33 protein-coding genes are annotated in these 25,996 nt (G+C 60.5%); 11 read left to right on the top strand and 22 right to left on the bottom strand.

From position 1 onward, the window contains the following. Positions 1-48 precede the first annotated feature (48 nt). The 4 genes from ACZ1HN_RS21570 to ACZ1HN_RS21555 all read left to right on the top strand — a co-directional run bounded on the left by ACZ1HN_RS21570 (position 49) and on the right by ACZ1HN_RS21555 (position 2,344). Complete coding sequence (locus ACZ1HN_RS21570; RefSeq protein WP_472728977.1) at positions 49-510, top strand: flavodoxin domain-containing protein; 462 nt, start codon at positions 49-51, stop codon at positions 508-510. Further along, a complete protein-coding gene (locus tag ACZ1HN_RS21565) occupies positions 507-929 on the top strand; it encodes an acyl-CoA thioesterase (protein ID WP_472728976.1) in 423 nt (140 codons plus the stop codon). Before ACZ1HN_RS21570 ends, ACZ1HN_RS21565 begins: the two co-directional genes overlap by 4 nt. A 99-nt stretch (positions 930-1,028) precedes the next feature. After that, positions 1,029-1,880, top strand: a complete 852-nt coding sequence (locus ACZ1HN_RS21560; RefSeq protein ID WP_299208065.1) for a helix-turn-helix transcriptional regulator — start codon at positions 1,029-1,031, stop codon at positions 1,878-1,880. Beyond that, positions 1,877-2,344, top strand: a complete 468-nt coding sequence (locus tag ACZ1HN_RS21555; protein WP_472728975.1) for a 3-hydroxyacyl-CoA dehydrogenase family protein — start codon at positions 1,877-1,879, stop codon at positions 2,342-2,344. Before ACZ1HN_RS21560 ends, ACZ1HN_RS21555 begins: the two co-directional genes overlap by 4 nt. A 125-nt stretch (positions 2,345-2,469) precedes the next feature. Here ACZ1HN_RS21555 and ACZ1HN_RS21550 read toward each other — a convergent pair whose 3' ends face one another. The 4 genes from ACZ1HN_RS21550 to hmgA all read right to left on the bottom strand — a co-directional run bounded on the left by ACZ1HN_RS21550 (position 2,470) and on the right by hmgA (position 9,254). After that, positions 2,470-3,984: an ABC transporter substrate-binding protein gene (locus ACZ1HN_RS21550; RefSeq protein WP_472728974.1), complete on the bottom strand. Its 1,515-nt coding sequence runs from the start codon at positions 3,982-3,984 to the stop codon at positions 2,470-2,472. A gap of 530 nt (positions 3,985-4,514) precedes the next feature. Next, on the bottom strand, positions 4,515-5,693 hold the full coding sequence (locus ACZ1HN_RS21545) for an amidohydrolase family protein (RefSeq protein ID WP_472728973.1): 1,179 nt from the start codon (positions 5,691-5,693) through the stop codon (positions 4,515-4,517). Between the two features lie 746 nt (positions 5,694-6,439). Further along, positions 6,440-7,696: a fumarylacetoacetase gene (gene fahA, locus ACZ1HN_RS21540; protein ID WP_472728972.1), complete on the bottom strand. Its 1,257-nt coding sequence runs from the start codon at positions 7,694-7,696 to the stop codon at positions 6,440-6,442. A gap of 202 nt (positions 7,697-7,898) precedes the next feature. Further along, a complete protein-coding gene (gene hmgA, locus ACZ1HN_RS21535; RefSeq protein ID WP_472728971.1) occupies positions 7,899-9,254 on the bottom strand; it encodes a homogentisate 1,2-dioxygenase in 1,356 nt (451 codons plus the stop codon). Positions 9,255-9,322: 68 nt separating this feature from the next. On the opposite strand from hmgA, the gene ACZ1HN_RS21530 reads away from it, so the two are divergent. Beyond that, on the top strand, positions 9,323-9,760 hold the full coding sequence (locus ACZ1HN_RS21530; protein ID WP_472728970.1) for a MarR family winged helix-turn-helix transcriptional regulator: 438 nt from the start codon (positions 9,323-9,325) through the stop codon (positions 9,758-9,760). 2 nt (positions 9,761-9,762) lie between these two features. Here ACZ1HN_RS21530 and ACZ1HN_RS21525 read toward each other — a convergent pair whose 3' ends face one another. Continuing rightward, positions 9,763-10,572, bottom strand: coding sequence for a division plane positioning ATPase MipZ (locus ACZ1HN_RS21525; protein ID WP_299599794.1), 810 nt, complete (start codon positions 10,570-10,572; stop codon positions 9,763-9,765). A 192-nt stretch (positions 10,573-10,764) separates the two neighbouring features. Between ACZ1HN_RS21525 and edd the strand changes: the two genes are divergently transcribed. From edd to ACZ1HN_RS21505, 4 genes are all read left to right on the top strand, one after another. Continuing rightward, the gene (edd, locus tag ACZ1HN_RS21520) at positions 10,765-12,579 is read left to right on the top strand and encodes a phosphogluconate dehydratase (protein WP_472728969.1); all 1,815 of its coding nucleotides are present in this window, start codon (positions 10,765-10,767) and stop codon (positions 12,577-12,579) included. Then, complete coding sequence (gene eda / locus ACZ1HN_RS21515; protein WP_299750212.1) at positions 12,580-13,224, top strand: bifunctional 4-hydroxy-2-oxoglutarate aldolase/2-dehydro-3-deoxy-phosphogluconate aldolase; 645 nt, start codon at positions 12,580-12,582, stop codon at positions 13,222-13,224. 283 nt (positions 13,225-13,507) lie between these two features. Next, on the top strand, positions 13,508-13,873 hold the full coding sequence (locus tag ACZ1HN_RS21510) for a c-type cytochrome (protein ID WP_472729362.1): 366 nt from the start codon (positions 13,508-13,510) through the stop codon (positions 13,871-13,873). Between the two features lie 162 nt (positions 13,874-14,035). Continuing rightward, positions 14,036-15,328 carry a PQQ-dependent sugar dehydrogenase gene (locus tag ACZ1HN_RS21505; RefSeq protein ID WP_472728968.1) on the top strand — a complete coding sequence of 431 codons (1,293 nt, stop codon included), beginning with the start codon at positions 14,036-14,038 and terminating at the stop codon, positions 15,326-15,328. Here the strand turns inward: ACZ1HN_RS21505 and ACZ1HN_RS21500 are convergent. The 7 genes from ACZ1HN_RS21500 to ACZ1HN_RS21470 form a co-directional block, all read right to left on the bottom strand. Next, complete coding sequence (locus tag ACZ1HN_RS21500) at positions 15,325-15,711, bottom strand: hypothetical protein (RefSeq protein WP_299773443.1); 387 nt, start codon at positions 15,709-15,711, stop codon at positions 15,325-15,327. The two genes, ACZ1HN_RS21505 and ACZ1HN_RS21500, sit on opposite strands and share 4 nt — an antisense overlap. A 125-nt stretch (positions 15,712-15,836) precedes the next feature. Beyond that, positions 15,837-16,058, bottom strand: coding sequence for a 50S ribosomal protein L31 (gene rpmE, locus ACZ1HN_RS21495; RefSeq protein WP_189368161.1), 222 nt, complete (start codon positions 16,056-16,058; stop codon positions 15,837-15,839). Beyond that, positions 16,055-16,444, bottom strand: coding sequence for a 50S ribosomal protein L19 (rplS, locus tag ACZ1HN_RS21490; RefSeq protein ID WP_189368162.1), 390 nt, complete (start codon positions 16,442-16,444; stop codon positions 16,055-16,057). The genes rpmE and rplS overlap by 4 nt, the downstream gene beginning before the upstream one ends. Positions 16,445-16,674: 230 nt before the next feature. Continuing rightward, positions 16,675-17,325, bottom strand: a complete 651-nt coding sequence (locus ACZ1HN_RS21485; RefSeq protein ID WP_472728967.1) for a glutathione S-transferase family protein — start codon at positions 17,323-17,325, stop codon at positions 16,675-16,677. Continuing rightward, a complete protein-coding gene (gene trmD, locus ACZ1HN_RS21480; protein ID WP_472728966.1) occupies positions 17,318-18,115 on the bottom strand; it encodes a tRNA (guanosine(37)-N1)-methyltransferase TrmD in 798 nt (265 codons plus the stop codon). The genes ACZ1HN_RS21485 and trmD overlap by 8 nt, the downstream gene beginning before the upstream one ends. A gap of 44 nt (positions 18,116-18,159) precedes the next feature. Continuing rightward, entirely contained in the window at positions 18,160-18,666 is a 507-nt protein-coding gene (gene rimM, locus ACZ1HN_RS21475) for a ribosome maturation factor RimM (protein ID WP_299208102.1), read from the bottom strand. Further along, positions 18,659-18,796: a hypothetical protein gene (locus tag ACZ1HN_RS21470; RefSeq protein WP_472728965.1), complete on the bottom strand. Its 138-nt coding sequence runs from the start codon at positions 18,794-18,796 to the stop codon at positions 18,659-18,661. Before ACZ1HN_RS21470 ends, rimM begins: the two co-directional genes overlap by 8 nt. Before the next feature lie 302 nt (positions 18,797-19,098). Here ACZ1HN_RS21470 and ACZ1HN_RS21465 point away from each other — a divergent pair, with 302 nt between their 5' ends. After that, entirely contained in the window at positions 19,099-19,560 is a 462-nt protein-coding gene (locus tag ACZ1HN_RS21465; RefSeq protein WP_472728964.1) for a GNAT family N-acetyltransferase, read from the top strand. Between the two features lie 117 nt (positions 19,561-19,677). Beyond that, positions 19,678-19,995 (top strand): DMT family transporter, encoded by a 318-nt coding sequence (locus tag ACZ1HN_RS21460; protein ID WP_299208108.1) that lies wholly within the window; start codon positions 19,678-19,680, stop codon positions 19,993-19,995. Here the strand turns inward: ACZ1HN_RS21460 and bluB are convergent. The 10 genes from bluB to ffh are packed head-to-tail and all read right to left on the bottom strand — an operon-like array spanning position 19,992 to position 25,909. After that, the gene (gene bluB, locus ACZ1HN_RS21455) at positions 19,992-20,618 is read right to left on the bottom strand and encodes a 5,6-dimethylbenzimidazole synthase (protein WP_472728963.1); all 627 of its coding nucleotides are present in this window, start codon (positions 20,616-20,618) and stop codon (positions 19,992-19,994) included. The genes ACZ1HN_RS21460 and bluB overlap by 4 nt on opposite strands. Before the next feature lie 15 nt (positions 20,619-20,633). After that, positions 20,634-21,038 carry a 30S ribosomal protein S16 gene (gene rpsP, locus ACZ1HN_RS21450; RefSeq protein WP_299548715.1) on the bottom strand — a complete coding sequence of 135 codons (405 nt, stop codon included), beginning with the start codon at positions 21,036-21,038 and terminating at the stop codon, positions 20,634-20,636. A gap of 41 nt (positions 21,039-21,079) precedes the next feature. Then, positions 21,080-21,376, bottom strand: a complete 297-nt coding sequence (locus ACZ1HN_RS21445) for a chorismate mutase (RefSeq protein WP_299208114.1) — start codon at positions 21,374-21,376, stop codon at positions 21,080-21,082. Then, positions 21,369-21,971 (bottom strand): GNAT family N-acetyltransferase, encoded by a 603-nt coding sequence (locus ACZ1HN_RS21440; RefSeq protein ID WP_472728962.1) that lies wholly within the window; start codon positions 21,969-21,971, stop codon positions 21,369-21,371. Before ACZ1HN_RS21440 ends, ACZ1HN_RS21445 begins: the two co-directional genes overlap by 8 nt. Next, a complete protein-coding gene (locus ACZ1HN_RS21435) occupies positions 21,971-22,534 on the bottom strand; it encodes a GNAT family N-acetyltransferase (protein WP_299208118.1) in 564 nt (187 codons plus the stop codon). Before ACZ1HN_RS21435 ends, ACZ1HN_RS21440 begins: the two co-directional genes overlap by 1 nt. Further along, positions 22,531-23,058, bottom strand: a complete 528-nt coding sequence (locus ACZ1HN_RS21430) for a GNAT family N-acetyltransferase (RefSeq protein WP_472728961.1) — start codon at positions 23,056-23,058, stop codon at positions 22,531-22,533. The genes ACZ1HN_RS21435 and ACZ1HN_RS21430 overlap by 4 nt, the downstream gene beginning before the upstream one ends. Then, the gene (locus ACZ1HN_RS21425; RefSeq protein ID WP_472728960.1) at positions 23,055-23,576 is read right to left on the bottom strand and encodes a GNAT family N-acetyltransferase; all 522 of its coding nucleotides are present in this window, start codon (positions 23,574-23,576) and stop codon (positions 23,055-23,057) included. The genes ACZ1HN_RS21430 and ACZ1HN_RS21425 overlap by 4 nt, the downstream gene beginning before the upstream one ends. After that, positions 23,539-24,084: a GNAT family N-acetyltransferase gene (locus ACZ1HN_RS21420; protein WP_472728959.1), complete on the bottom strand. Its 546-nt coding sequence runs from the start codon at positions 24,082-24,084 to the stop codon at positions 23,539-23,541. Before ACZ1HN_RS21420 ends, ACZ1HN_RS21425 begins: the two co-directional genes overlap by 38 nt. After that, entirely contained in the window at positions 24,081-24,413 is a 333-nt protein-coding gene (locus ACZ1HN_RS21415; protein ID WP_299208125.1) for an NIPSNAP family protein, read from the bottom strand. The genes ACZ1HN_RS21420 and ACZ1HN_RS21415 overlap by 4 nt, the downstream gene beginning before the upstream one ends. Next, a complete protein-coding gene (gene ffh, locus ACZ1HN_RS21410; protein WP_472728958.1) occupies positions 24,410-25,909 on the bottom strand; it encodes a signal recognition particle protein in 1,500 nt (499 codons plus the stop codon). The genes ACZ1HN_RS21415 and ffh overlap by 4 nt, the downstream gene beginning before the upstream one ends. Positions 25,910-25,996 lie beyond the last annotated feature (87 nt).

Here is a 25,996-nt window from a genome sequence, read left to right as displayed (position 1 = left end):
GCCGATACAAAGCCGCGGAACCCCAACGCGTGCATTAGGGAGCGTTGAATGAAAGTTGGAATTTACTATGGGTCCGAGACGGGCAATTCCGAAATGTTGTGCGAAGACATCGAGACGGAACTGGGCGAGGGGTTCGACTGCGATATCCAGAGCCTTGCTGACGTGGACCCGGCGGTGATGGAGAAGGACACGTTCTATATCATCGTGACCTCGACCTATGGCAATGGCGACCTGCCTTCGACCGCGCTGCCGTTTGAAGACGCGTTGACCGAAGGCAAGCCGGACCTGAAGGGTGTGCGTTTTGCCATTTTCGGCTTGGGCGACATGGTCTTTGCCGAAACGTTCAATCATGGGTCCATGAAATTGAGCGAGATGCTGAAATCGCAAGGTGCTGTTCAGGTTGGCGAACGCGGCCTGCACGATGCATCGGGCTTTGACATGCCCGAGGACGTGGCGCTGCCCTGGGTGCAGGGGATCATGGGCCTGATGGCAGCGGACAAGGCTGCTTGAGCGAAGCTTTCAAACATGAAATCCGGGTCACATGGGGCGATTGTGACCCAGCCAAGATTGCCTATACCGGCCGCCTGCCGTGGTTTGCATTGGATGCGATCAACGCGTGGTGGGAGGCGCATCTGGGCGGGGATGGGTGGTATCAGCTTGAACTGGACCGCAATATTGGCACGCCATTCGTCCATATGAGCATGGACTTTCGATCGCCCGTCACACCCCGTCACCGTCTGATTTGTTCTGTCTGGCCCAGCCGCCTGGGGGAGAAATCCGTGACTTTTCGGGTGGATGGGCATCAAAACGGGGTGCTTTGCTTTGAAGGCACGTTCACCTGTGTTTTTGTTATCGCAGACCAGTTCAAGAGCTGTTCGGCGCCGCCGGAGCTGCGCGCAGTGATTGCCCCCCACATATGCGACGTTTGAATAGTTGATCAGTTGGCAATGCGCCCTACAACATCCTGATAAGACCAAAAAAACGTGCGCATGACTTCACCAAGACCCATACCCGACGGAGCTGTTCCGATGATTGCACGCCTCGCCACCCGCGTTCGCGCGGCGCGCGAGGCGCTGGGACTGCCGCGACGTGCACTGTCCGAGCGGTCGGGCGTATCCCCCCGCTACCTCGCCCAGCTTGAGGCGGGGGAAGGCAATATTTCCGTTATTCTGTTGGAGCGCGTCGCGACTGCGCTGAATGTTCGGATCGAGGATCTGCTGTCCGAAACCGCCCCGATGGATGGAGACGTGGCGCGGGTGGCGCGTTTGTATCAGGCCGCCCCGGCGCAGGTGCAAGGGCGTGTGCGCGCCTTGCTGGCCCCACAGAACCCTATGGCCTTGCGCGCCCAGCGTATTTGCCTGGTTGGTTTGCGCGGGGCGGGGAAGTCGACTTTGGGCCGCTTGGCTGCGGACAAGTTGAAGATACCTTTCGTCGAGCTGAATCAAGAGATCGAGGCCAAGGCAGGTATGCCTTTGTCCGAAGTCATGAGCCTGTATGGGCAAGACGGATACCGCGCATTGGAGACCGAGGCGGTATCCCAGGTCGTGGCCCGTCATGACAAGCTGATCCTTGCCGTGGCTGGCGGCATTGTTGGCGACAAGGCGACCTATGACATGGTGCTGGAACGCTTCCACACCATTTGGGTGCGCACCAGCGCGGGCGAACATATGGCACGTGTGCGCGCGCAGGGCGATCTGCGGCCCATGGAAGGGAACCCGGCGGCCATGGAGCAACTGAAGGCGCTCTTGACCACACGGACCCCGGCATATGAACGGGCCTTGGCGCAGGTCGATACATCGTCCAAGCCCGTATCCATGTCGGTGAACGAGTTGCTGGCCATCATCGCCAAGCACCGTTTCCTGGAAGGCTTGGGGGCGTGAGCGCAGCAATTGCTCCGCTACAGGATGCCTTCTGGTGCGCTTGCGAGCGGCTGATGTACCGGCACACAACCCCTTGGGAACTTGACGAGGCGCTGGTGGCCTGGGGCTACGGACTTGGCCCGTGCGAAGCGCAGGATCTGATTGGTCTGGATGTGGTCCTACGTGTCCGCGATGGGGTTGATGTGACGCCGGTGTTGCCGCGCATGGTCGCCGAGGGGCGCATCGGTAAACGGTTCGGTTGGGGATACTATCGGTATCCCGGCGGCGGTGGTGCCGTTATCGACCCGTTGATCGAGGATTTGATCTGTGAAGAGGCGTGGTTTGCAAAGGTGTCGCGCACAGAACTGGCCGGGGACGTTTTGGTGACCCGCCTACACGAAGAGATGCGGGAGGAATTGCGCGCGGATATGGATTCAGCCGTGCGCCTTTTGCATTTCCCAGCGGATCGGTTGGCGGTGATCTGAGAGCGCTGGGCTGACGCTGTTTGGCTGCGCCAAATACGCCCCGCCCACCATCCCTTTTGTTCGGCTTTTTAGTAACAAAAAGGGCCGCGCAATGGCGGCCCCTTCCAATTCCGTGATCCCATGGATCAGGTCCAGGCGACCTGCGCCGGACGGAATTCATAGGTGATGTGGTGTTCGCCACCCACCAGACCTTCCTTGGTATGGTTGGTCAGCGACCGCCAGTAGGGCTGGATCGTAACGCCCGCGTCCTGGATCATCTTCTGGCCGATGGCCATCAGCTTGCGGCGTTCTTCCACATCCGCTGTTGCCAGCGCCTTTTTCAGGTTCTCGTCGAACTCGGGGTTGGACCAGCCAAACTCGTTCCACGCTTCGCCGGAGCGGTAGGCCAGCGCCCAGATCTGGACACCGAGCGGACGGTGGTTCCAGTTGGTCGAGCTGAACGGGTACTTTGCCCAGTCGTTCCAGAAGGTCGAGCCAGGCAGCACCGTCCGTTTGACGTTGATACCTGCGTCGCGCAGCTGGGCTGCGACCGCATCGGTGGTGTCCTTGCGATAGCCATCGTCGATCGAGATCAGCTCGTGCTCGAAATCGCCCATGCCGGCCTCGTCCATCAGGGCCTTGGCACCTGCGGGGTCCACCTCCATCGCGGGCAGTTCGGCATATTCCGGGTGGAACGGTGCGACGTGGTGGTTTTCGGCCACTTCGCCACGGCCACCAATGCCCAGTTCGAGCAGGATGTTGTTGTCGACGGCCATGGTGATGGCGCGGCGCACGCGTTCGTCTTCGTAGATGCGCTTGCCATCGACTTCGGCCAGCTGGTTCGGCCGGATCACCAGGGTGGCGGCGGTCACGATGTCGTTCTGCACCATGCCGTCGATGGACGCGATCAGGTCAACGAAATCGCCATCAACCGAGTAGTTCATGTCAACTTCATCGGCTTCCGATGCCGCCATCCAGGCTGCCGGGTCGGTGCCGTAGTCGATGTACTCGATGCGGTCCATGTAGGGGCCGCCGTTGACCTCAGTGCCCCACCAGGTGTGGTCGACGTTTTTTACCAGCACGCCTTTGACGCCCACTTCGAGCGATTCAGGCAGGTAGGGGCCGGTGCCGATGGGATTGCTGAGCGCGGTGTCGGCTGTGTACGAGCTGTGCACGATGGCCGCCGGGTAGTCCGCCATGCCCGCGATGAGCGAGATGTCGGAGGCGGGCAAGTTCAGCTTGACGGTGTGGCTATCAACCACTTCGATGGCGCCTTCAATGGCCTTGTTCGTGTCAGGGTCGATCAGTGTGTTGAAGCGACCGGCCATCGAGTTGCCTTCGAGGCCCTTCTCGCACCAGCCTGCGATGTTGCGGGCAACGTCTTCGGCCGTGAAATCTTCACCGTTGTTCCACTTGACGCCTTTACGGACGTTCAGGGTGTAGAGGGTGGCATCATCGTTGATTTCCCAGCTTTCCAGCAGCGAGGGCTGGAAGGTGCCGTCGTTTTCGTAAGTGACCAGGTATTCCAGCCAGCCACGCGAGAAGTTGGCAATCTGTGACCAGTCATAGGTGCGCGGGTCCTTGAGCGCGCGAACCTCGGTCTGGTAGCGGAGCGTGCCGCCTTCCTTGTGGCCTGCGGCCTGCGCGGCAGGGGCGCTCATGCCGAGCATGCCATAGGCAACGGTGGCTGTGGCGCCAAAGCTGCTGGCCGTGGCCAGAAACTCGCGGCGGTTGATCGGATCGGTGCCGACTTTGCCAGCCGAGATCCAAGATGGATTGCGGCAGCGGCTTGCCGGTACGTGTTACAAAGGTCATGTTCTTCCTCTCTGTTGGCGTCACGAACAGATGTTCGCGTCCTTATGTGGTCAGGGTGAGTGCCCGACCTTTTGGTGTTGCAGTTATCCTGCGTTTTTTCGCCACCCCTTCCCGGGAGACGCCCGGAGTTCAAACGATCGGGCGCATGGCGTCAACCCCATCGTCGGGGGCCGTGCACATAGAAATAGTCGACAAGATTCCGATGTTTTTGTGATTCTACGCCGTTCTCGGGCCCAAAACCGCCTTTTGACTGGATATGGGCACGTCATTGGTCATTTCGCCGGTTGAGTGCGGGGGATGGCTGTCAGGATCTGTTTTTGTTGTTACGAGCAGGTTTGCGCTTGTCCAATGAAGCCGGTCTGGCCCGCAATTGCGATCATATGAGCGTGTCAAGCGCTGGCCGCAGCGGCACACGACCAGATAGCAGATCGGCGGTGTGCGTGACGTCGCATGTCAGCATGTCGGTCAAGTGGGCACCATCAACTGTAACGGCCGCCCCTCCAAGGGCATGCGCCGCATCTGTCGTGATTGCGGGCAGCCAATCCCCCATCGGAGGGTCCAAATGTGCCGCGACGCAGGCAAGCGCCAATGCGGCACAGGGATCATGCGCACCAACGGGGCAGAAGGCATCTGCAACATTGTCGGAACCCACGACGATGGGCACGCCCGCGTCCCGCAGTTCTCTCAGCCGGGTGATCCCGCGCCGGTCTGGTGTGCCATCGGTCCGGCCCTGCAGGTAAAGATTGGTGATGGGCAGCGTGCACACCGTGATGCCTGCGCGCGCGAGTTTGTCCGCGATGCGATGTACGTCGTGTGAAGGTCTGTCCATCAGGCTTACGCAATGGCCGCACAGGATGGGGCGGTCAAAGTCGGTCTCCAGCGCCACATCGGCGATCTGCTCCAGACCGTTGAGGCCGCCTAATCCCTCGTCCACGTGGAAGTCCAGCATCAGGCCATATTGGGATGCCGTTGCAAACAGGACCTCCAACCCGGCGCGTGTCTTTTCGTGCCCGTGGACAAATGCCCCCAACACACCGTCCGTGAAGGACAATACCTTGCCGACCGTGTTGGAAAATTCCGGATACGTCCATTGTTCGATACTGGTCAGGGCCGAGAGTTGCAGACCTGGGTGATCCTCGGCCAATTCGACCAGAACGGACCACGAGAGTGGAGGTGCGGGTTCATCACCCCAATCCACGTGGCTTCTGATCAACCGGCAGCCGTTTTGATGCGCTTCCTTCACCCCCTTGGTCGCGCGCGCGCGAATGTCGTCTTCGTCCCAATGCACTTTGTCCGCACGCTGGCTGGCGAGGGCATGATGCAGGTTGCCGCCCACCTGGCCCAGCCGGCTGATGGTGTAACACTTATCGAGATGACAATGCGGTTCGACCAGTTTGGGCAGCACCGTGCGGGTTGCTGTGCCCGTTGGTGCATCAAGTGCCATCAACCGCCCGTCTTTCACAACTGGCGCGCCGTGCACGCAATCACCATGTGCCATCCCGCCAAAACGATGTGGATCCGCAATCATGGACCTGGGAACCAGAATGTCAGTCATGTAAACTCATCAAGGTCAAAAAAATATGCTGCCCCTGAACAAAAGGTGGAACCCGCCTGCAGCGCACCGTCTGATGGACGCCTGTTGATGCGTTGATCTGTTTGGTCTTGAGGATGTTGCCGTGGCGCGGGCGAGGAACCGCGTCTTCATGTCCTTCCCTTTCGTGGAAGTGGATTTCAGCGGCGTTTGAGCATTGAACCCGTGCCAGAGATACACCGTGACGGTTTCAAATTTCGATGTGCAGCGCAAGTATGCGTGTTTGAAATCCCGCGCTGCGTGCCTGATCGCCTGTATGGTTTGGCAATTCTTTTTGCTGGGCTGTGGGAGTGTTCGGATGGCGCCGGTCAGACGTCAACGCCATTTAGCGCCAGCGCTGCTGGATTTGTCCCCGCGGGGACAAATGCGCAAGACGTTCGGTCCGTTGCCAGTTTTGAAGCTGAAAACCCTTGTTTCTACTCCGACCACTCGCTGTGATCGTGCCGGATCAGCTTCCACAAGGTCCAGACCAAGGTACCGCCAAAAAACAGCGTGGCCAGACCAATGGCTTCCCACCCCGCTAGGCCTTGCGGGATGCCACGAAAGACCAAGGCACCGATCAGGAGGAAAAGCCCGCAAGCGAGAACCAGAATCGGGACAACAAATCACCCCGGGTCGGACAGTGTTTGTTCGTCATGGTCTTGTGCCTCCGCTGATATGGACAGTGACGCCGCCACGAACGCGACGTTTTGCCAGCCAAAAGACACACATCAGCGTTTGTACGGATCGTCCAGCGCTGTAAGGATCGTTCCAGCACATGTGCCGAAGCCGATACGGTATCCGTCGCCCCGCGCATGTCCTGCAAGTGTCAGCGTATCGCCGTCTTCCAGAAAGGTGCGTGTCTCTCCGGTATCGAGCGTCAGTGGCTCCTTCCCACCCCAGCTCAATTCCAGCAGGCTGCCGCGCTCTGGTTTCGTCGGGCCAGAGATGGTGCCAGAACCCAAAAGGTCGCCCACATTCATCGGGCAGCCCGATGTGCTGTGATGCGCCAGTTGCTGGGCCGAGGAATAATACATCTCGCGGTAGTTGGTTTGGGCGATGGTTGTGGCCTCTTTGCCCTCCGGGGCAAGCGTGACGCTCAGATCGATGTCATAAAGCATCGGGCCGGTGTCCTTGAGGTGGTCGAGCAACTCAAATTCGCGGTTGGGCGTGGACGTGCGGAAGGGCTCCAAGGCCGCCTTGGTTACAATCCATGGGCTGATTGAGGTGGCGGTTGCCTTGGCCTGAAACGGGCCGAGCGGCTGGTATTCCCACGCTTGGATGTCGCGCGCGGACCAGTCGTTCAGCAGCACATAGCCAAAGATGGCGGCATCGGCCTCGTCAACCGAGATGGGACCGTCCGAGGCCATGCCGACAATGGCACCCATTTCCAGCTCCAAGTCGAAGCGGCGCGACGGCAGGAAGGCAGGGGTGTCGTGATCTGGCGATTTCAACTGACCCCAAGGGCGGCGGATGTCGGTGCCCGAGACAACCACGGAAGAGGCGCGCCCATTGTACCCGATCGGGATATGCAGCCAGTTGGGCGGCAGTGCGTTTTCGGCACCGCGAAACATGGTTCCCACATTCGTGGCGTGATGTCGGCCCGCATAAAAGTCACTGAACTCCGACACGACAAGTGGCATATGCAGAACCGCATCGGCCATCGGCACCAAAATGGGTTCAACCAATGCCCGATCCTTCGACCCTTCCGCCAGCAAGTTCGTCAGCCGATTGCGCAGAGCGGTCCAGACGGCGGGACCTTGTTCCATCAGTTCGTTCCAGAACGGGACATCGAACAGCGGCTCGTCCGCGAGGTCGACAATCCCTTGTTCTTCGGCGGCATACATATCGATGATCATGTCACCGATCGCCACGCCACAGCGCGCATCAAGTGTATCGGTCGAAAAGACACCATAGGGCAGGTTGTTCAGGGGAAAATCGATGCCTGCATCATTGGCGCTGGTCACCCAGCTGGTCTTTAAGGTCATGTTTGCTGCCCGTTTGGTTCTGAGATTTGTGTGATCAAAGCGGCCTAGTCCGAGTGATCTGTCAGGCTGCCGCCTTCTTGTCGTCTTCCGGGCATGCTGCCGATGCTTCCTTCACGACGCCGAAATATCGCTGTGATCCAGCTCCAGATTGCGAAGCAGAACACGAAGGCAACGACAGCAATAACGATCAGCCCAGGATCAATCATTTCTTACCCGGTGTCCCGTCGAATTTCTTTTCAATGTCTGTCCAGCAGTCGATGTAATCGTCCTGAAGCGGAGCCTCTTGCGCCGCGAACTGGGTCAGGTGCTGGGGGAAACGGGTTTCGAACATGAAGGACATTGTATTGTCCAGTTTCTGCGGTTCAAGGTCGGCGTTGCTGGCCCCCTCGAACGCGTTTTTGTCCGGTCCGTGGGGTAGCATCATGTTGTGCAGGGACATGCCCCCTGGCACGAACCCTTTCGGCTTGGCGTCGTACTGGCCATAGATGTTGCCCATCAATTCCGACATGATGTTCTTGTGATACCATGGCGGACGGAATGTGTCTTCGGCCACCATCCAGCGTTCGCGGAACAGAACAAAGTCGATATTGGCGACGCCCGGTTGGCCGGAGGGCGCGGTCAGCACAGTAAAGATCGACGGGTCGGGGTGGTCGAACAGGATGGCACCAACCGGACAATAGGTTTTCAGGTCATATTTCAGTGGCGCATAGTTGCCGTGCCATGCCACCACATCCAGCGGGGAGTGTCCGATGTCCGTCTCGTGGAACTGGCCGCACCATTTGATGGTCAGGGTCGAGGGGACCTCGCGGTCCTCGAACGCAGCGACCGGGGCCTTGAAGTCACGCGGGTTCGCCATGCAGTTGGCACCAATGGGGCCGCGCCCGGGCAGCTCAAACTTCGCGCCATAGTTTTCGCAGACGAAGCCACGTGCGGGGCCTTCCAGCACCTCGACCCGGTACACAAGGCCACGCGGCAGGATTGCGATGTCCTGCGATGCAACGTCGATGATCCCCAATTCGGTGCAAAAGCGCAGCCGCCCTTCTTGTGGAACCACCAGCAGCTCGCTGTCGGCGGAGTAGAAGTAAGCGTCTTTCATCGACGCAGTGACCAGATAGATATGGCTCGCCATGCCCACCTGCGTGTTCACGTCACCCGCTGTCGTCATGGTGTGCATACCGGTCAGCCATGTCAGGTCCTGATCGGTGTGCGGCACGGGATCCCAGCGATACTGCCCCAAGCTGGTCACGTCTTCCGGGATGTGTGGTGCGGATTTCCAATAGGGCAGGTCAATGCGGTTGTACCGACCGGAGTGTTTTACGGAGGGGCGGATGCGGTAACACCACGTGCGCTCGGGCCGCACATCAGTAAAGGCGGTGCCGCTCAATTGCTCACCATAAAGCCCGTAATTGCATTTCTGGGGCGAGTTCATCCCTTCGGGCAGGGCACCCGGCAGTGCTTCGGTTTCGAAATCATTGCCGAAGCCCGGCATGTACCTTTCGGTGATACCTGCCCCGGATGGGGCCTGGATCATGGAATGCGGCGCGGATTGGCGGTTCATGGTGATCCCTCTTGCGGAATTGGTTGCCGATGTAATAGTTGTTTTTGTAACTAACAAGCGATGCCCCAATGAAATCAGCCAAAGACTTCGATGTCCGCCAGTTCCTGCCCTATTTGCTAAACCAGGCGGCCGAGGCGTCGAGCCTTGAGTTCCAGAAGGTCTATAAGGACAAGTATGGGATGCTGCGGAACGAGTGGCGGGTGCTGTTTCACCTGGGCATCTACGGTCGCATGACGGCCAGCGACATTGGTGCGCGTGCGCAGATGCACAAGACCAAGATCAGCCGCGCAGTGCAAAGGCTGGCGGAGCGCCGATACCTGACCCGCACGCGCGCAGATAAGGATCGACGCGTCGAATACTTGACCCTGACACCGGCCGGGCAGCAGGTCTATCGCGACTTGAAGGGCATCGCGCAGGACTACGATGCAGCCCTGACAGACAGTATTTCAACTGAAGAAGCGAACATGTTGCGTGGCTTGTTGTTGCGTCTGGCGCAGCGAGACTAGGATCAGAAGTCGACCTCGATCTCGGGCAGGTTCAGTGCCTTGATCAGGTCCCGTAACTCTTGTCGCGCCGCCACATTCGAGATGTTCAGTTGCTTCACCCCGATGTCCTTGAGATCGAGTAGGGTTAGCCCACGCGGGAACAGTTCACGGAAGATGACCCGTTCGGAAAAGCCGGGTGCGATGCGGAAGCCGATACGCTTGGCCAGCATCTTGATGGCGCGTTCCATCTTTTCCTTGTTGACCATGCGCTGGGCGCCCATGCGGTTGCGCAGAACGATCCAGTCGATGGGCTTCAGGCCCGCTTGCGCGCGCAACTGACGGGCGTTCCACACCATCTCGGAATAGACCGAGGGACCAAGAATCTTCTCACCCGTCGAGTCGATGCGCGCCAGCAGGTCGAAATCGACAAAGCTGTCATTCAGGGGTGTGATCAGCGTGTCGGCCAGCGAATGCGCGACCTGACTGAGCCGCGTGTGAGAGCCGGGGCAGTCGATCAGGATAAAGTCATTGTCGGGTTCGAGCGTCGCCACCGCCGCGCTGAGCCTATGATCATAGATATTCTCGCCGGGCTTGAGTTGCGACGCGTCGATCTCGGGCAGGTCGTGCACATCGGGTGACGGCAGGTCGAGGTCAGCCGACGCCAGAAACGTGCGGCGGTTTTCGACATAGCGTCCGAATGTCCGTTGCCTCAGGTCAAGATCGAGTGCGCTGACTTTCTTGCCAGCGCGCGCCAGTGCTGTGGCCACATGCATCGACACGGTGGACTTGCCAGCCCCGCCCTTTTCGTTGCCGACAACAATGATATGCGCCATAATTGTCCCCTTACCGCACATCCGCTTTGCGAATTTTGGGCCACTATATGTTGTGTTCACACCCTTTGAAAGCGGGCATGGAAACTTTCCTGCGGCACCGTGGCGCGGTGATTGCACAACGAAGCTGTTAGCGCTATCAGGCGCTCTGTGATAAGATGTGGCCAAACCGAGATGAGGAGATAGGAGAGCACGATGCCCCTGCACCCTACACTTGAGCGCGTGACTGAACGTGTGATCGAACGCAGCGCACCGACACGACGTCGGTATCTGGATCGAATGGCTACCGCCAAGTCCCAAGGTCCGGCCCGCGCGCACCTGTCCTGTAGCGGCCAGGCCCATGCGTTTGCCGCGGCTGGTCCTGACCAGTCCCGGCTGGCCGAAGCAAGCGTTGGCAATCTTGGGATTGTCACCGCCTACAACGATATGTTGTCGGCACATCAGCCGTTCGAGACCTACCCGACCTTAATCCGCGACGCGATCCGGGCGGAGGGCGGAACTGCGCAAGTGGCGGGCGGTGTGCCCGCCATGTGCGATGGTGTGACCCAAGGCGAGGCAGGCATGGAACTAAGCCTGTTTTCCCGTGATGTGATCGCGATGGCCACAGGCGTCGCCCTGTCACACAATGTCTTTGATGCCGCCGTCTTTCTGGGGGTCTGCGACAAGATCGTGCCGGGCCTGATCATTGCCGCCCAATCCTTTGGTCACATGCCGGCAGTGTTTCTGCCTGCGGGTCCGATGACCAGCGGCTTGTCCAATGATGAAAAGGCCAAGGTGCGCCAGAGGTTCGCAGCGGGCGAGGCCACACGCGAGGAACTGCTCGCGTCAGAGATGGCGGCCTATCACGGTCCGGGCACTTGTACCTTTTACGGCACGGCCAACACCAACCAGATGCTGATGGAGTTCATGGGGCTTCACCTGCCGGGTTCGTCTTTCGTCAACCCGAACACGCCGTTGCGTGACGCGCTTACGGTTGAAGGGGCCAAACGGGCGCTGTCTCTGTCGGCCTTGGGCAACAACTACACACCGGTTTGCAATATCTTGGACGAAAAGGCGTTTGTGAACGGGATTGTCGGCCTGAATGCAACCGGCGGATCCACCAACCTGCTGATCCACTTGATCGCCATGGCGCGGGCCGGGGGCATTGTGTTGGATTGGGAAGACTTCTGCGACTTGTCGGAAGTGACACCGCTGATCGCGCGCGTCTATCCCAATGGCTTGGCGGACGTGAACCACTTCCACGCGGCGGGTGGTCTTGGCTTCATGATTGGCGAGCTTTTGGGCGCAGGCTTGCTGCACGATGACACTCAGACAGTCGCGGGTGAGGGGTTGGAGAATTACACGCAGGAACCCAAGCTGATCGACGGTGCGCTGACTTGGCAAGCGGGCGCGGGTAAAAGCCTGAATGAAAAGATCGTGCGCCCTGCGGCTGATCCGTTTCAGGCAACCGGCGGGCTAAGCCGCCTTGCCGGTAACTTGGGAACAGGGGTCATGAAAATCTCGGCCGTGGCGCCGGAGCACCGGATCGTCGAAGCCCCGGCGCGCGTGTTCCATGAACAGGACGACGTGAAGGCCGCGTTCAAGGCCGGCGAATTCGGCGAGGGTGATTTTATTATCGTGGTGCGTTTCCAAGGCCCCAAAGCCAATGGGATGCCCGAACTGCACAGCCTGACGCCGATACTGGGTATTATGCAGGGCCGCGGACAGAAGGTGGCGTTGGTCACCGATGGCCGCATGTCTGGCGCATCGGGCAAGGTGCCGTCGGCCATCCATGTCTGCCCCGAGGCGCTGGATGGGGGCGTAATCGCGCAAGTGCGGGATGGCGACCTGATCCGTGTTGATGCCGAGGCCGGGCAGCTTGAAGTTCTGACTGAAGGTGTGCTTGACCGCTCTCATGCCACGGCTGATCTTTCGTGCAATCACTGGGGGGCGGGGCGCGACATGTTCCACGCCTTCCGTAATACCGTCGGGTCCGCCAATACTGGCGCAACCGTATTTGGAGACTTTTGAATGCTGACTGCCAAAGCCGCTGCCGTGCGTGCCCGTGAAATCTGTGACCTTGCGCCCATTGTGCCGGTGCTTGTGGTGGATGATGTCGCCCATGCCCAACCTCTGGCCGAAGCATTGGTGGCAGGTGGACTGCCCGCGCTTGAGGTGACCCTGCGGACGCCAGCCGCATTGGATGTCATCGCTGCGATGTCCAAGGTGTCAGGTGGGGTTGTTGGTGCCGGAACTTTGGTGACACCGGATGACGTGAAGGCGGCCAAGGAGGCTGGTGCGCAATTCGGGGTGTCGCCGGGTGCCACCGAGGCATTGATTGCCGCGTGTGAGGCGGAGGAGTTGCCCTTGCTGCCGGGTGCCGCCACTGCGTCTGAAGCGATGTGCTTGTTCGAGCGTGGATATGACATGCTCAAGTTTTTTCCGGCTGAGGCCTCGGGTGGCGCCCCTGCCTTGAAGGCCATTGGTGCGCCCTTGCCGCAGATATCGTTCTGCCCGACGGGTGGGGTGAGCATGGGCAATGCGAATAGCTATCTGAGCCTGCCAAATGTAGTCTGTGCCGGGGGGTCCTGGGTGGCTCCCAAGGATCTGGTCGCGGCCGGGGATTGGGCAGGGATCGAGGCCTTGGCGAAGGAGGCTGCGGCCCTGTCGCGGTAGGGGTGTCCCGGCGTGGGACATGTTCCAGCCTTTGAAATTTCAATGGGTTACAGCGGCGGATTAAGGACCTGTTAGGGTTTTCACCGCAGCAGCTGGCATTGGATGTGGGCTCGTCTGTTCCGGAGACAGGCGGGATCAGCGACGTGTCTTTGGTGCAAAATCTCCGCCTCTCCCAGCAGTCTGCAGACCATCCGATCGCGTTCCCGACGCGGACGGGCATTGGACGAATTGCGCTGGACCTTCTACTACTGAGGGATTGTGCAAGGAGAGGAGACCCGTGCCGATGCTAATACGCTGCCTTTTGACCGTTGCGATCAGCGTTTGGGCGTGCGCCACCTGGGCGGACACCACGACCGAAAACAGCGCCAGCGCCGCCGCGATATCCGAAGACCAAGTGATCGACGTGGACGCGGCGCAGGACATCTTTCGAAAATCGTGTCGTGCTTGCCATGGCAACAAGGCACAAGGCGCGTCAAGCTATCCTGCACTTGCTGACCTGGACCCTGCCTATATCGCCACGCAGCTTGAACGGTATCGCGCCGGTGAAAAGATCGGGCCCAATTCGATCCTGATGATCTCTCATGCTAAGCGGCTGTCGGACGAGGATATTGTCAATATTTCGGTCTACGTGGCGACGGCATTCGATTGACCGTTCGTATCCGTATGGATGCACCGGCGTAAAGTTGCCCTAGGGTAAACTAAACATTGACCAGCGTATGGCACCACCATACCGTGAAAGTCTGGCTTGTCCGGACATAAAAACAAAGAGCACCCTCCGGATGGCGAATGACACCATTTAAGGGAGGAAACTATGTCCGGTTATACCACGCATTCCAAACTATCGGTCATTGCATCACTGCTTGCGGCGACGGCTATTTCATCATCGCCGCTGCTGGCCCAGAGCGGCATGAACACCACCAGTCTGACGCACGAGGTTGTGCTTGATGGCCTCGAAAACCCTTGGGACATGGCGTTCCTCGACGATGGCACGATGCTGTTTACGGAAAAGTGCAAGGGGCTGTCCGTGCGGATGCCGGATGGAACTGTGACCGCGCTTTACGGCGTTGCCGACACGGCCGGATATGCGGCCAATGGCGCTGACCTGTTCTGTGAAGGGCAGGCGGGCATGATGGGCGTCGCCTTTGACCCCGACTTTGGCAACAACCGGCGCATCTATGTCTATTCCACATCGAACATGTCGGACCCGCACACCAACCGGCTGATGCGCTTCACGGTCAGCGATGATTTCACCAGCGTATCGGACCGGACGGACATCATCGACGATGTGCCTTACAAGATGGCGGCGTCCGATCACCCGTTTGGTGGCCCCGGTGCCCATAATGGCGGTCGCGTGCGGTTCAGCGCGGATGGCGCGTTGTGGCTGACAACGGGTGACACCCATAATGGCGAGGTGCCGCAGAGCCCGACGATGATGGGATCGAAAGTGATCCGGATCGATACTGACGGCAATGCCCATGCCGACAACAGCCCGCCCGAAGGCTTTGACGCGCGGACGTACACTTATGGGCACCGCAACGTGCAGGGGATCGCGTTCCACCCCGAGACGGGGCAGGCCATCACGGCAGAACACGGGCCATGGCATTCGGATGAAATCACCATTCTGGAAAACGGTGGCAATGCCGGGTGGGACCCGCGCCCGAACGTGGCTGGGCGTGGCGATTGCCCGGACAATTACTGTGGCTACAGCCCCAACCAGGAAGAGGGCATGAACCGGTACGAGCGTGCGGCGTTCATGCCGATGACCGATTTCGACACCTATCCTGATGCCATGCCACCGGTCTGGAACAACAACGGCTGGTCGCAGGGGATGTCCTCGGCCGCGTTCCTGGAGGGGGACGCCTGGGGCGAGTGGAACGGCGCGATGGTTGTCGGCATCATGGGGATCGGATTTGGCGGCACGCCCATTGGGCAACGCCTCGACGTGATCCAATTCAACGAAGATGTTGCGGATGTGGAGGACGTGACCGAGATGACCCTGCCGATGGAGTCGGGTCGGTTCCGGTCTGTGGTCATAGGGCCGGATGGCAGCCTGTACACGTCGATCGACGAAGGTACGATCTATAAGCTGACGCCCGGCGGCTAATCTGCAGTGACCAGCGTTTCGGGGATGTCGAAGCGCTGGTCATCCACCCGGATATGGTAGGTGCCATTGGTCAGCTGCCAGTCGGTATCCGTTCCGACCCCTGACATTGTCGCATTGCCGCGCAGGAATGCGCCGTCCGAGAATGTCAGCATGCGCGCAAAGCCGTTGGGGAAGGTCACAACCACCGCTGCCGATCCTGTCGTGCGGGCGACCGAGGCGTCACAGGCGCCAAGGGCCTGTCCGACCTCTTGTGCGCAGCGCACTTGGCCTTGTGCATCGAATTGACCGGACTTGGCGCGTTTGGTGGCAGTTTGGATGTCTGCCTGGGCCGCGGCTGGTGTGGCCGCGATCAAGAGTGCCAAGATGAGTGGTGCGGTGCGCATCGCCGTCCCCCAGATGGATCGGGATACTATCGCGACGGCGGGGCCGCGCGGCAAGATGCTTTGGCCCGGAACGAAAAAAGCCGCCCCCGTTGGAGCGGCTTTGTCTTTTACGTGGCGTGGATGCTTTAGAAGCCCAGACCGGCGTATTTGTTCTTGAACTTGGACACGCGGCCGCCGGTGTCCATCAGGCGGGACGAACCGCCGGTCCATGCGGGGTGCACGGAGGGGTCGATGTCGAGCGACAGCTGGTCGCCTTCCTTGCCCCATGTCGATTTCATTTGAACCACTGTGCCGTCCGTCATCTTGACGTCGATGATGTGGTAGTCGGGATGCGTATCGGCCTTCATGCCTCGGCTCCTTCGGACTTCTTGGGTTTGTAGTTGGAGACTTCCGCGATCCGGGCCGATTTGCCGCGGCGGGTGCGGAGGTAGTACAGTTTGGCGCGACGCACGCGACCGCGGCGGACCACGGTGATGCTGTCGATGTTGGTCGAAAACAGCGGGAACACACGTTCCACGCCTTCGCCAAACGAAATCTTGCGAACGGTGAACGAACCGGCGATGCCCGAGCCGTTGTTGCGGGCGATGCAGACGCCTTCGTAGTTCTGCACACGCGTGCGCGTGCCTTCGGTCACCTTGTAGCCGACGCGGATGGTGTCACCGGCTTTGAAGTCGGGGATGTCTTTCCCCAGGGCGGCAATCTGTTCCGCCTCTAGCTGTGCGATCAGGTCCATTGACCATCACTCCTATGATGCTCGTGGTTTTTCCACGAAGGTTTGTCGCGCCTCAGAGCTCTGTGTCTTCACCGGGTCCGCCATTGCGCCCGCCAGAGGTCAGGTCATCATTCCTTGTCTCACTTTGTTTGGCCTGCGTACGGGCACTGAAGAAAGTGCCACAAGCCAAACACCCGATCGGGAAGTCCCGAGTCGGAATGGGCGGTGTATAGGAGGGCAAAGCGCAGCAATCAAGGCTTTTGCACAGGTCCAACGGGCCATGTTTCAACAAGCACTGTTTCGCGCCGGGTTCTGTCCCACCATTGCGCCAGCGCTGGCTTGGCGCTCAGGGCATCGTACCCGGCCGGGGCAGCGTTGAAATAAGCCATCATCGGGGCGAGGTGACAGTCCGCGAGGCTGAGCGTTTCACCCGTCAGAACCAGCCCTTCTGCCGCAATATCCTCCAGAGCTGCGAGGGCGGTCGTGGCGGCGTCCAAGCCTGCCTTGATTACGTCCGAGTCGCTTGGTTCATTTGCCCAGGGGCGAAACACGCTGTGCGAAAACACCTGCCGGACCAGTGGGATGTAGGCATAGCTGTCGATGATGCCGATCACCTGGTTCATGCGCGCCCTGGCCCGCAGATCATGTGGTGTCAGGCGGCCCTGTCCAAACTGCGCGTCGATATAGCCGGTGATCGCTTGGGTTTCGTAGAGGCGGAAGCCATCGTGATCCAGCACGGGGACGCGTCCGAACGGGTGCGGCAGCTTTTGGTCTTCGGGTGCGGCAGCAAACGGGTTTACTTCGACATCGCGCCAGCCAACGCCGGTGGTTTGCAGCGTCATCCGTGCCGCCCACGTGTAGACGCTGTGGTAGTAGCCATACAGCGTCAATGCCTCAGTCATCGTCGCGATCCTTGTAACGTGTCCAGAGGTCGGGCCGCCGTTCGCGTGTCAGCTTCTCTGACATCTCCCGTCGCCATTCTGCCACCTTGCCGTGATGACCGGACATTAGGATATCGGGAATGTCGCGCCCTTCCCATGTGGCGGGGCGGGTGTATTGCGGGTGTTCCAGAAGGCCGTTTGAATGGCTTTCCTCGACTGCGCTTTCGGCGTTGCCCAGAACGCCGGGCAAGAGCCGCACGGTGGCGTCGAGCATGGCTTGCGCGGCGATCTCGCCTCCGGTCATGACGAAATCGCCGAGAGACACCTCGGTGATCCCCCAGTGTTCGAGCACCCGTTCGTCCACGCCTTCGAAGCGGCCGCACAGCATGGTGACACCGTCGCAGCGGGCCAGATCGCGGGCCATGGCCTGATCAAAGCGCTGTCCACGCGGGGAGAGATAAAGGATGGGCCAGCGTCCACGGGCATGCGCTTGCGCCTCCGTCAGCGCGGCGCTGACCACGTCGGCGCGCAGCACCATGCCGGCTCCGCCACCCGCCGGGGTGTCATCGACATTGCGGTGCTTGCCGATGCCATGGGCGCGCAGGTCGTGGGTGTGCAGTTGCCACTTGCCGTCCTGAAGCGCCTTGCCCGTCAGGGATGCGCCAAGCACGCCGGGGAAGGTCTCGGGGAACAGGGTGACAATCCGGGCCTGCCAGACACCGACAAGATCGGGGGCTTCGTCCATCAGGGACGACGGTTTTAGCGTTGGGCGGATGGCCTTGCGGCCATGGGATTTGGAAGGCGTGGACATAGACGTCTGTTAAGCGATCCGGGGGCCGAGGGAAATGCCCGGTATCAGAACAGCCCTTCGGGTGGGTCGACCACGATGCGGCCCGCAGCCAGATCCACGGTGGGGACGGCGGCCTTGGTAAAGGGCAGGAGAACCGTCGCCGTGGCCCCGGGCATGTGCACCTCAAGCAGGTCGCTGGCGCCGTGGTTCTGTACGGATTTCACGTGGCCAAGCGATGTGCCGCCGGTGTCGAACACCTCGAGCCCCACGAGATCCGTGTAGTAGAATTCATCATCGGGCAGGTGAGGCAGCTGATCGCGGCGGGCAAAAAGTTGCGTTCCCTTGAGCGCGTCGGCTTCTTCCTTGGTCGCAACCTCGGCGATGCGGGCGACGAAGCCGTTTTTCATGGGACGTATGAGCGCAAGGGAAAACGAACGCTTGCCGTCTTCGGTCGTGAGCGGGCTATAGGTTTCGATGTCCTCGGGCAGGGCGCAGAACGACTTTAACCGCACCTCGCCATGCACACCGTAGGCGCCGCTGATCACACCGACACAGATCACATCATCACTCATTCCAGCACACTCCGTCACGCATCACACCGCCTTGGTCCGTGCATGCCTCTGCCGCCTTGCTGCGCTCGAACATCAGGCCCGCCAGGAAGGCGATCAGGATCAGGATAGGCGTGCGGATCAATCCGAACATAGGGCTCACTCTCTGCAGGGCGCTGGGCCATCCGGGGCATTTGCGACACGTTACCGTGTTTTGTCCAGTCCGTGCTTGCTTTGGCGACGCTGGGGCGGCTAGGTGCAGGACATCCGCGCCCGGTGGTGCGGAAATGGAGATTTTATGTCGGTATAGACGGGCACATGCCCATGGCGTCGTGCAAACGATGCAAGCAGAAACAAATCCGTCGCTGTCGCGGCGCTGTTGGTGCGTGCCCAGCTTTTTGCGTTCACGTGATGTGAACCCTCTCAAATCGTTCAATTCTTGACGAAAGGATGGCTATGCCAGACCTCTTTCAGACGCGCGCTGCGCGTGACACCGACATCCCGTTTCTTGCCCCTATTGCCGAGGCCACGCTGTTTCCAGGTGACATGTTGCCCGACATGATGGCCCCCGGCTTGAGCGGCGACAGCGATGATCTTTGGCTTGTGGTCGAACAGGACGGCGTGCCGGTCGGCTTTGCCTTTGTGCAAAGCGAGGCACTGACGGACCGTACGTGGAACCTGCGCGCGATTGCGACATCCCCCGATCTGCATGGCGCGGGTGCGGGAACGGTGTTGATCCACGCCGTTGAAGCGGCCCTGGCCGATGCGCGTTTGCTGGTGATCGACACCACCCAGAAGCCAGATCAGGACCGTGCGCGCCGCTTCTACGGTGCGCGTGGATACGATCATGTGGCAACCATTCCGGCCTTCTTTGGGCCGGATGAGGACAAGGTCACATTTACCAAGATGCTGGCCTGACGGTTGGCATGGCGTGGGCGGCGCTGTCTGCCCATGCCAATTCACTTTTTCCCTTGCATCCCGAATGTGACGGTTTAGATTTTGGGACCAATCGGTTCCAAAATCAGGATTTTCAGAATGGCGTGGTTCTACCTTGGTCTGGCGGCCATTTTCGAAGTGACCTTTGCGATGAGCATGAAATACGCGGATGGGTTCACAAATGCCCGGGCCACTGTGGTGACTGTGGTGGCCGTGATCGCGGGGATCGGATTTCTGACGCTTGCCCTGCGCGATCTGCCCGTCAGCGTGGCCTATCCGATCTGGACCGCTGTTGGGACGCTTGGAACCGTCGCCTTGGGGTATACGTTTCTGGGAGAGGCGCTGACGCCGCTCAAAGTGATCTCTGCCCTTGCCATTGTGGCCGGGGTTGCGGGGCTGAAGATTTCGGCGGGTTAACGTGTTTCGATGATCAGGTCGTGCCGGTGTTCCCATCCGACGCGTTCGAGTTCGGGCGTGTCGGATTGGTCCTCGGGCCAGCCGACGCACATGTAGGCGACCAAAGACCAGTCCGTGGGTACGTTGAGGTCGTGGCACAATTGGACGGGATCAAGGATCGACACCCAGCCCATTCCCAAGCCTTCTGATCGGGCCGCGAGCCACATGAGTGTGACGGCCCCCACCACGGAATAGCGTCGCATTTCGGGCATGGTGCCTGCGCCAAGGCCGTGGCCTTGTTCCGTGCTGTCGTCGCAGAAAATAGCAAGATGTTCAGGCGCTTCGGCCATGCCGGACAGTTTGAGTTGGCTGTAGCTGGCGGCCTGTTCGCCATCGTACCCGGCAAGCGCTTGCGCGTTGGAGGCTTTGTAGTTCTCAAGCGCTGCGGCGCGGGCCGTTTCGCTTTGCACGCGGATGATGCGCCAGGGTTCGGACAGGCCCACGGAAGGGGCCAGCCGAAATGTGTCGAGGCAGCGCATCAGCACTGCCTCGTCCACGGGATCGGTGCGGAAGCGGCGCACATCGCGCCGCCACGCCATCAGGTTCAGAAGCTGGCTGCGAAACTCATCTGGAAATGTGTCCACAGCGCCAACCCCTGATTACTCTGCTGTTTCTTCGGCCGGTGCTTCTTCGGCAGGCGCTTCTTCAGCAGGTGCTGCGGCAGCTTCAGCAGCCTTGGCGGCTTTCTCTTCCGCGCGCTCTTTGGCCTTGGCGCCGGGCTCACCCTTGTTGGGGTTGTTGCGTTCTTTTTTCTCAAGCACGCCTGCGGCTTCCAGCATACGGCTGATGCGGTCGGTGGGCTGTGCGCCCTCACCCAGCCAGTACTGAATGCGTTCCATGTTCATTTTCACGCGCTCTTCGCTGTCTTTGGGCAGCAGGGGGTTATATGTGCCCAGCTTTTCGATGTAGCGGCCGTCGCGTGGCATGCGGCTGTCGGCTGCCACGATGCGGTAGAAGGGACGCTTTTTCGAGCCACCACGGGCAAGACGGATTTTCATGGCCATTGTTGTTTCTCCTTTGAATGGCGTTTCAGGCTACCAGCCTGTTATTCTTTAGCTTTCTTGTGGTGCTGAATGACTTCAGCGATGATGAAGTTCAGGAACTTCTTGGCGAATTCGGGGTCCAGATCGGCCCGGTTTGCCAAATCTTCGAGCCGAGCGATCTGCGCGGCTTCGCGCGTGGGATCGGAGGGCGGAAGGTCGTGTGTGGCCTTGAGTTTCCCCACGGCCTGCGTGTGTTTGAACCGCTCGCCCAGCGTATAGACGAGGATCGCATCGAGCCTGTCGATGCTGGCGCGGTGGTCGGCCAGCACTTCGGCGGCCTTGGAAATGGCATCAGTCAAGCGCCCATCCTTTCGGTTTGAACATCGGGTCGGCATAGTGGCCGATTTCCATTTCGATCCCGTGCGCCAGTTGGCTGCCATCGAGCGCCGCGGGCGATGGGTGGCGGTAGACGGCGTCGGAGCCGTCGATAGTTTGTGCGGTTTTGTCTTTGACGGCGCCCAACCGTTCGGCCAGCCGGATGCTGTCGAGGTTCATCGGGTCGATATAGCTGACCGCGCCGTCCCAGCCGCCCGCATAGTAATGCGCGCGCACCGCGTGGGTCGCTTCAAGCGCATAGCCTTTGCCCGACTTGTCGGGCCAGATGATCCAGGCGATTTCCCGTTCGGGCCAGCCTGCGGGCTGCCAACCTCCGGCCATGCCATAGGTGTCATCCGTATCCTTGTCGTGGATCATCCACATGCCGAAGCCGCGGATGTCCCAGTGTCCGATTTCGGCGGCATAGAGCATCCATGCCTCGTAGGGGTTCAGCGGCCCGCCCATGAAACGGGAGCGGTAGGAGGCGAAGGTCGCCTTGAAGTTCGGGTAGTCCTCGGGCTGCGGGCCGCGCAGGACAAGGCGCCCGGTTTCGATAGTTGGGATGGCGGTGTGGGGCATCACATCACCTCTCGCACGTAACGGTAGATCAGGCTTGTTTCGCCATCTTCCGTGATCTCGCCATCGGGCAGGCCGCCGAGGCGTTGCGCCAGCTTGATCGAGCGTGCGTTGGCGGGGTCGATGTAGCTGACCAGTGTGGACCAACCGAGTGTATCGAAGGCGTGGGTGAGGGCAGCTTGGGCAGCTTCAAAACCGATGCCCATGCCTTCGGCTTTTTCGGTGAGCATAAAGCCCAGTTCCGGTTCCTGATCGCCCGCTTCAAACCCCAGCAAGACAAAGCCGGAAATATCGCCGGCATGGCCGATGGTCCAGAGACCGTGTCCGTGCAAGAGCCACGTGGAGGTCATCTGGGAGAAGTCGGTCCATGCGTCTTCGCGGCTCATCGGGCCGCCGATGTGCTCGCCACGGCCCGAGCAGGCGATCTGCGCATATGTGTCGAAATCGGTCACGCGGGGCGCGCGCAGCAGCAGCCGGTCGGTCGACAGCGTGGGCAGATGGCCTTGCAGCGCGATGGCAAACAGGGCTGCTGGCCCGTTGCGCGGTGTTTCGCAGGGAAGGGTCATGCCCGCCCCTCCAGTCCCGGGTGGCGCCACAGCTGCATATGGCCGTAACGTTCGTGGGTGAAATCGCTGTCATACGTGGCGCCCAGGCGTTCAGCCACGCGGCGCGACCCTTCGTTGTCAATTGCGATCAGGCTTGTGAGTGTCGTCCATCCCAGCGTGTCGTAGGCGTAGTCGCGCGCTGCGATTGCGGCTTCGGTCGCATAACCTTTGCCCGTTGCGCCATCGAACAGGTCCCAACCCAGTTCGCGTTCGGGGAAGCCTTCGGGGTGCCAGAGACCAACGATGCCTACCGGGGCGTTGGTTGTTTTTTCGATCAGGGTCCAGCGGCCAAAGCCGCGCAGCACCCAATGCCCTGCTTCCAGCGCCAGTGCGCGCCAGCTAAGCTCGCGGCTTTGCGGTCCGCCGACGAAACTGGAACGAGGCGAGGCATAGAATGCGGCCAGCGCATCAAAGTCCGACAGCTCGGGCGCACGCAGGATCAGGCGCTCGGTTTCGAGCGTGGGGGCGGAGAACGTGACGGTCATGCCGCGGGCCTCGGGTGGCGGTAGACATAGGCCTCTTTGCCCGGCTCTTCGGCGGTGTCATCGCGTACAGCACCCAAACGTTCGGCAAGGGCGACGGAGGCGTCGTTGCCGTGGGCGATGTAGCTGACGATCGTGTCCCAGTTCAGGGTGTTCCATGCATGGTCGATACAGGCTGTGGCCGCTTCGAATGCAATGCCTTTGCCTTCGTGCTTGGCGTCGAACAGGACCCAGCCGACTTCTTTTTCGGGCCACGTGTTCGGATACCAATGGCCGACGATGCCAAGGGGCGTGTCGTCATTTTTGTAGGTGACGACGAACATGCCAAAGCCGTTCATGACCCAATGCCCGATTTCGGTGCAGAAGAAATCCCATCCCCGGCGGTCATCTTTGGGGCCACCCACGTATTTGGCGCGGTCGGTTTTGTAGAAGTCGATGAAGGTTTGCGCGTCCTGTGGCTGCGGGGCGCGCAGGGTTAGCCGTTCAGTTGTGAGGACGGGGGTGCCGGTGAGGGTGATCATGCGGCCCTCCGGTGACGGAAGACCGCCGTTTCTGCGGGCGTTTCGCCGTCGGGTAGGGGGCGTCTGGGTCATAGGTCGCGCCGAGTTTGGTGGCGAGCGCTTCGGAGCGGGTGTTGCCCGGTGTGATGTAGCTGACGACGCTTTGCGCGTCGGTGTTGGCCCAGTACCAGTTCAGGGCGGCGCGGGCGGCTTCGGTGGCGAACCCTTTGCCTTCTGCTGCGGCTGTCAGGGTCCAGCCCAGTTCCGGCTCGGGGAAGCGGTCGGGATGCGAGATGCCGACATCACCCATGAAAGCGCCGGTTGTGCGGTCGGTGATCATCCACACGCCAAAGCCGTCCAGCGGCCAGCCGGCAAGATTCATGGCAAAGAGCCGCCACGCGGCGGCGCGGTCAAAGGGGCCACCCATGAACACGGCGCGGTCCGAGGCGAGCATGTCTGCGAACGCGCCGAAATCGTCGCGCCGCGCGCCGCGCAGGATCAGCCGGTCTGTGGTGACGGTCGGGATCATAGGCCCAGTTCCTCGACCGTTGCGCCTTTGAGCAGGGGCTTGGTGAAGGAGCGGTCGTAGCGGCGGATGCACTTGGCTTCTGTCGCGAACTTGTAGGCTTTGAGACAATCGGGATCGTCCCACATGGCCGCGCGGTAGGCTTCGTAGTCGGCAAGCGAGGCAAAGGAAAAGTGGCAATAGGCGATGTCGTTCGGGCCCTCATAGGGCATGTGATAGCCGTGATGGGTGCCGCCCATTTCCGGGATCTTCTTCAGCCAGAACCGCGCATAGATCTCGAAGGCGTCGAGCTTGTCGGGGTCAATTTCGTATCGGACGGTGCAGGAGATCATTTCTTCTTCCCGAACCCGCTGAGACCCGGGGGCAGGGGCATACCGCCGCCAAGGCCCGGCAGACCGCCGGGCATCTTGCCGCCAAGCTGTTTGGCTGCTGCTTCAAGCTGGGCTTGATCCATGTTGCCCATGTCGGGCATGCCGCCGCCTTTGCCCATCATGGCCTGCATGGCTTTCTTCATCATGCCGCCTTTGCCCTTGCCGAGCTTTTTCATCATGTCCGACATCTGGCGGTGCATCTTGAGCAGCTTGTTGAGGTCGCTGACCTGCATGCCTGAGCCTGCAGCGATGCGTTTCTTGCGGGACGCTTGCAGGATCTGCGGCGCGGCGCGCTCTTTCTTGGTCATGGACTGGATCATGGCGATCTGCTGCTTGAGGATCTTGTCGTCAAAGCCCGCGTCCTGCACCTGTTTGGCCATTTTACCCATGCCGGGCATCATGCCCATCATGCCTTCCATGCCGCCCATCTTGATCATCTGTTCAAGCTGCATCTTCAGGTCGTTCATGTTGAACTGACCCTTGGCCATGCGCTTCATCATCTTTTCGGCTTGTTCAGCCTCGATGGTTTCCTGCGCTTTTTCGACAAGGCTGACGATGTCGCCCATGCCGAGGATGCGACCCGCGATGCGTTCCGGCTCGAAGGTTTCGAGCGCGTCCATCTTTTCGCCGAGGCCCACGAACTTGATTGGTTTGCCGGTGACGGCACGCATCGACAGGGCAGCACCGCCGCGGCCATCGCCGTCCATCCGGGTCAGGACCACGCCCGAGATGCCGATGCGGTCATCGAAGTTCTGGGCGGTGTTCACGGCGTCCTGACCGGTCAGGCCGTCCACCACGAGGATGGTTTCGCGGGGTGTTGCGACGTCGCGGACTTGTTCAACCTGCGTCATCAACTCTTCGTCGATGGAGAGGCGACCGGCGGTGTCGAGCATGTAGACGTCGTAGCCGCCCATGCTGGCCTGGGTCTTGGCCCGTTTGGCGATCTGGACGGGGTCTTCGCCCTTCACAATCGGCAGGGTGTCGACGCCAATTTGCGCGCCGAGGATTGCCAGCTGTTCCATGGCCGCGGGGCGGTTCACGTCGAGCGACGCCATGAGCACGCGCTTGCCATCGCGTTCGGTGAGCCGTTTGGCCAGCTTGGCGGTCGTCGTGGTTTTACCGCCGCCCTGCAGGCCGACCATCAGGATCGGGGCCGGGGGGCTGTCGATCTTGAGCGCGCCGGGGTCACCTTCGCCCTTGAGGGTGTCGATCAGCGCGTCATGCACGATCTTGACGACCTGTTGGCCGGGGGTGACGGATTTGGTAACGGCCTGGCCTGTTGCCTGTTCCTGCACGGCCTTGACGAAGTCACGGGCGACGGGCAGCGACACGTCGGCTTCCAGCAGGGCCACGCGCACCTCGCGCAGGGCGGTTTTGACGTCTTCTTCGGACAGTGCACCCTGTTTGGTCAGCCGGTCGAAGACACCGGAGAGGCGTTCGGAGAGATTTTCAAACATGGGCCTTCATCCTTTCGACCGTTGACATTTGCCTGACAGGTAAGTGCCGGCGGTGCAGACCCCAAGGAAATGATCCAAACGAAAAGC

The sequence above is a fragment of the Tateyamaria sp. GN1-10 genome, from assembly GCF_055693845.1.
Note: the sequence above shows the minus strand (reverse complement) of the source record. Positions and strands in the feature narration are given on the sequence as shown.

Bases quoted from the DNA above. Each gene is read 5' to 3' on its own strand.
- ACZ1HN_RS21570 (WP_472728977.1), top strand. From the start codon at position 49: ATGAAAGTTGGAATTTACTATGGGTCCGAGACGGGCAATTCCGAAATG.
- ACZ1HN_RS21560 (WP_299208065.1), top strand. From the start codon at position 1,029: ATGATTGCACGCCTCGCCACCCGCGTTCGCGCGGCGCGCGAGGCGCTG.
- ACZ1HN_RS21550 (WP_472728974.1), bottom strand. From the start codon at position 3,984: ATGAGCGCCCCTGCCGCGCAGGCCGCAGGCCACAAGGAAGGCGGCACG.
- ACZ1HN_RS21545 (WP_472728973.1), bottom strand. From the start codon at position 5,693: ATGACTGACATTCTGGTTCCCAGGTCCATGATTGCGGATCCACATCGT.
- fahA (WP_472728972.1), bottom strand. From the start codon at position 7,696: ATGACCTTAAAGACCAGCTGGGTGACCAGCGCCAATGATGCAGGCATC.
- hmgA (WP_472728971.1), bottom strand. From the start codon at position 9,254: ATGAACCGCCAATCCGCGCCGCATTCCATGATCCAGGCCCCATCCGGG.
- ACZ1HN_RS21530 (WP_472728970.1), top strand. From the start codon at position 9,323: ATGAAATCAGCCAAAGACTTCGATGTCCGCCAGTTCCTGCCCTATTTG.
- ACZ1HN_RS21525 (WP_299599794.1), bottom strand. From the start codon at position 10,572: ATGGCGCATATCATTGTTGTCGGCAACGAAAAGGGCGGGGCTGGCAAG.
- edd (WP_472728969.1), top strand. From the start codon at position 10,765: ATGCCCCTGCACCCTACACTTGAGCGCGTGACTGAACGTGTGATCGAA.
- eda (WP_299750212.1), top strand. From the start codon at position 12,580: ATGCTGACTGCCAAAGCCGCTGCCGTGCGTGCCCGTGAAATCTGTGAC.
- ACZ1HN_RS21510 (WP_472729362.1), top strand. From the start codon at position 13,508: ATGCTAATACGCTGCCTTTTGACCGTTGCGATCAGCGTTTGGGCGTGC.
- ACZ1HN_RS21505 (WP_472728968.1), top strand. From the start codon at position 14,036: ATGTCCGGTTATACCACGCATTCCAAACTATCGGTCATTGCATCACTG.
- ACZ1HN_RS21500 (WP_299773443.1), bottom strand. From the start codon at position 15,711: ATGCGCACCGCACCACTCATCTTGGCACTCTTGATCGCGGCCACACCA.
- rpmE (WP_189368161.1), bottom strand. From the start codon at position 16,058: ATGAAGGCCGATACGCATCCCGACTACCACATCATCGACGTCAAGATG.
- rplS (WP_189368162.1), bottom strand. From the start codon at position 16,444: ATGGACCTGATCGCACAGCTAGAGGCGGAACAGATTGCCGCCCTGGGG.
- ACZ1HN_RS21485 (WP_472728967.1), bottom strand. From the start codon at position 17,325: ATGACTGAGGCATTGACGCTGTATGGCTACTACCACAGCGTCTACACG.
- trmD (WP_472728966.1), bottom strand. From the start codon at position 18,115: ATGTCCACGCCTTCCAAATCCCATGGCCGCAAGGCCATCCGCCCAACG.
- rimM (WP_299208102.1), bottom strand. From the start codon at position 18,666: ATGAGTGATGATGTGATCTGTGTCGGTGTGATCAGCGGCGCCTACGGT.
- ACZ1HN_RS21470 (WP_472728965.1), bottom strand. From the start codon at position 18,796: ATGTTCGGATTGATCCGCACGCCTATCCTGATCCTGATCGCCTTCCTG.
- ACZ1HN_RS21465 (WP_472728964.1), top strand. From the start codon at position 19,099: ATGCCAGACCTCTTTCAGACGCGCGCTGCGCGTGACACCGACATCCCG.
- ACZ1HN_RS21460 (WP_299208108.1), top strand. From the start codon at position 19,678: ATGGCGTGGTTCTACCTTGGTCTGGCGGCCATTTTCGAAGTGACCTTT.
- rpsP (WP_299548715.1), bottom strand. From the start codon at position 21,038: ATGGCCATGAAAATCCGTCTTGCCCGTGGTGGCTCGAAAAAGCGTCCC.
- ACZ1HN_RS21440 (WP_472728962.1), bottom strand. From the start codon at position 21,971: ATGCCCCACACCGCCATCCCAACTATCGAAACCGGGCGCCTTGTCCTG.
- ACZ1HN_RS21435 (WP_299208118.1), bottom strand. From the start codon at position 22,534: ATGACCCTTCCCTGCGAAACACCGCGCAACGGGCCAGCAGCCCTGTTT.
- ACZ1HN_RS21430 (WP_472728961.1), bottom strand. From the start codon at position 23,058: ATGACCGTCACGTTCTCCGCCCCCACGCTCGAAACCGAGCGCCTGATC.
- ACZ1HN_RS21425 (WP_472728960.1), bottom strand. From the start codon at position 23,576: ATGATCACCCTCACCGGCACCCCCGTCCTCACAACTGAACGGCTAACC.
- ACZ1HN_RS21420 (WP_472728959.1), bottom strand. From the start codon at position 24,084: ATGATCCCGACCGTCACCACAGACCGGCTGATCCTGCGCGGCGCGCGG.
- ACZ1HN_RS21415 (WP_299208125.1), bottom strand. From the start codon at position 24,413: ATGATCTCCTGCACCGTCCGATACGAAATTGACCCCGACAAGCTCGAC.
- ffh (WP_472728958.1), bottom strand. From the start codon at position 25,909: ATGTTTGAAAATCTCTCCGAACGCCTCTCCGGTGTCTTCGACCGGCTG.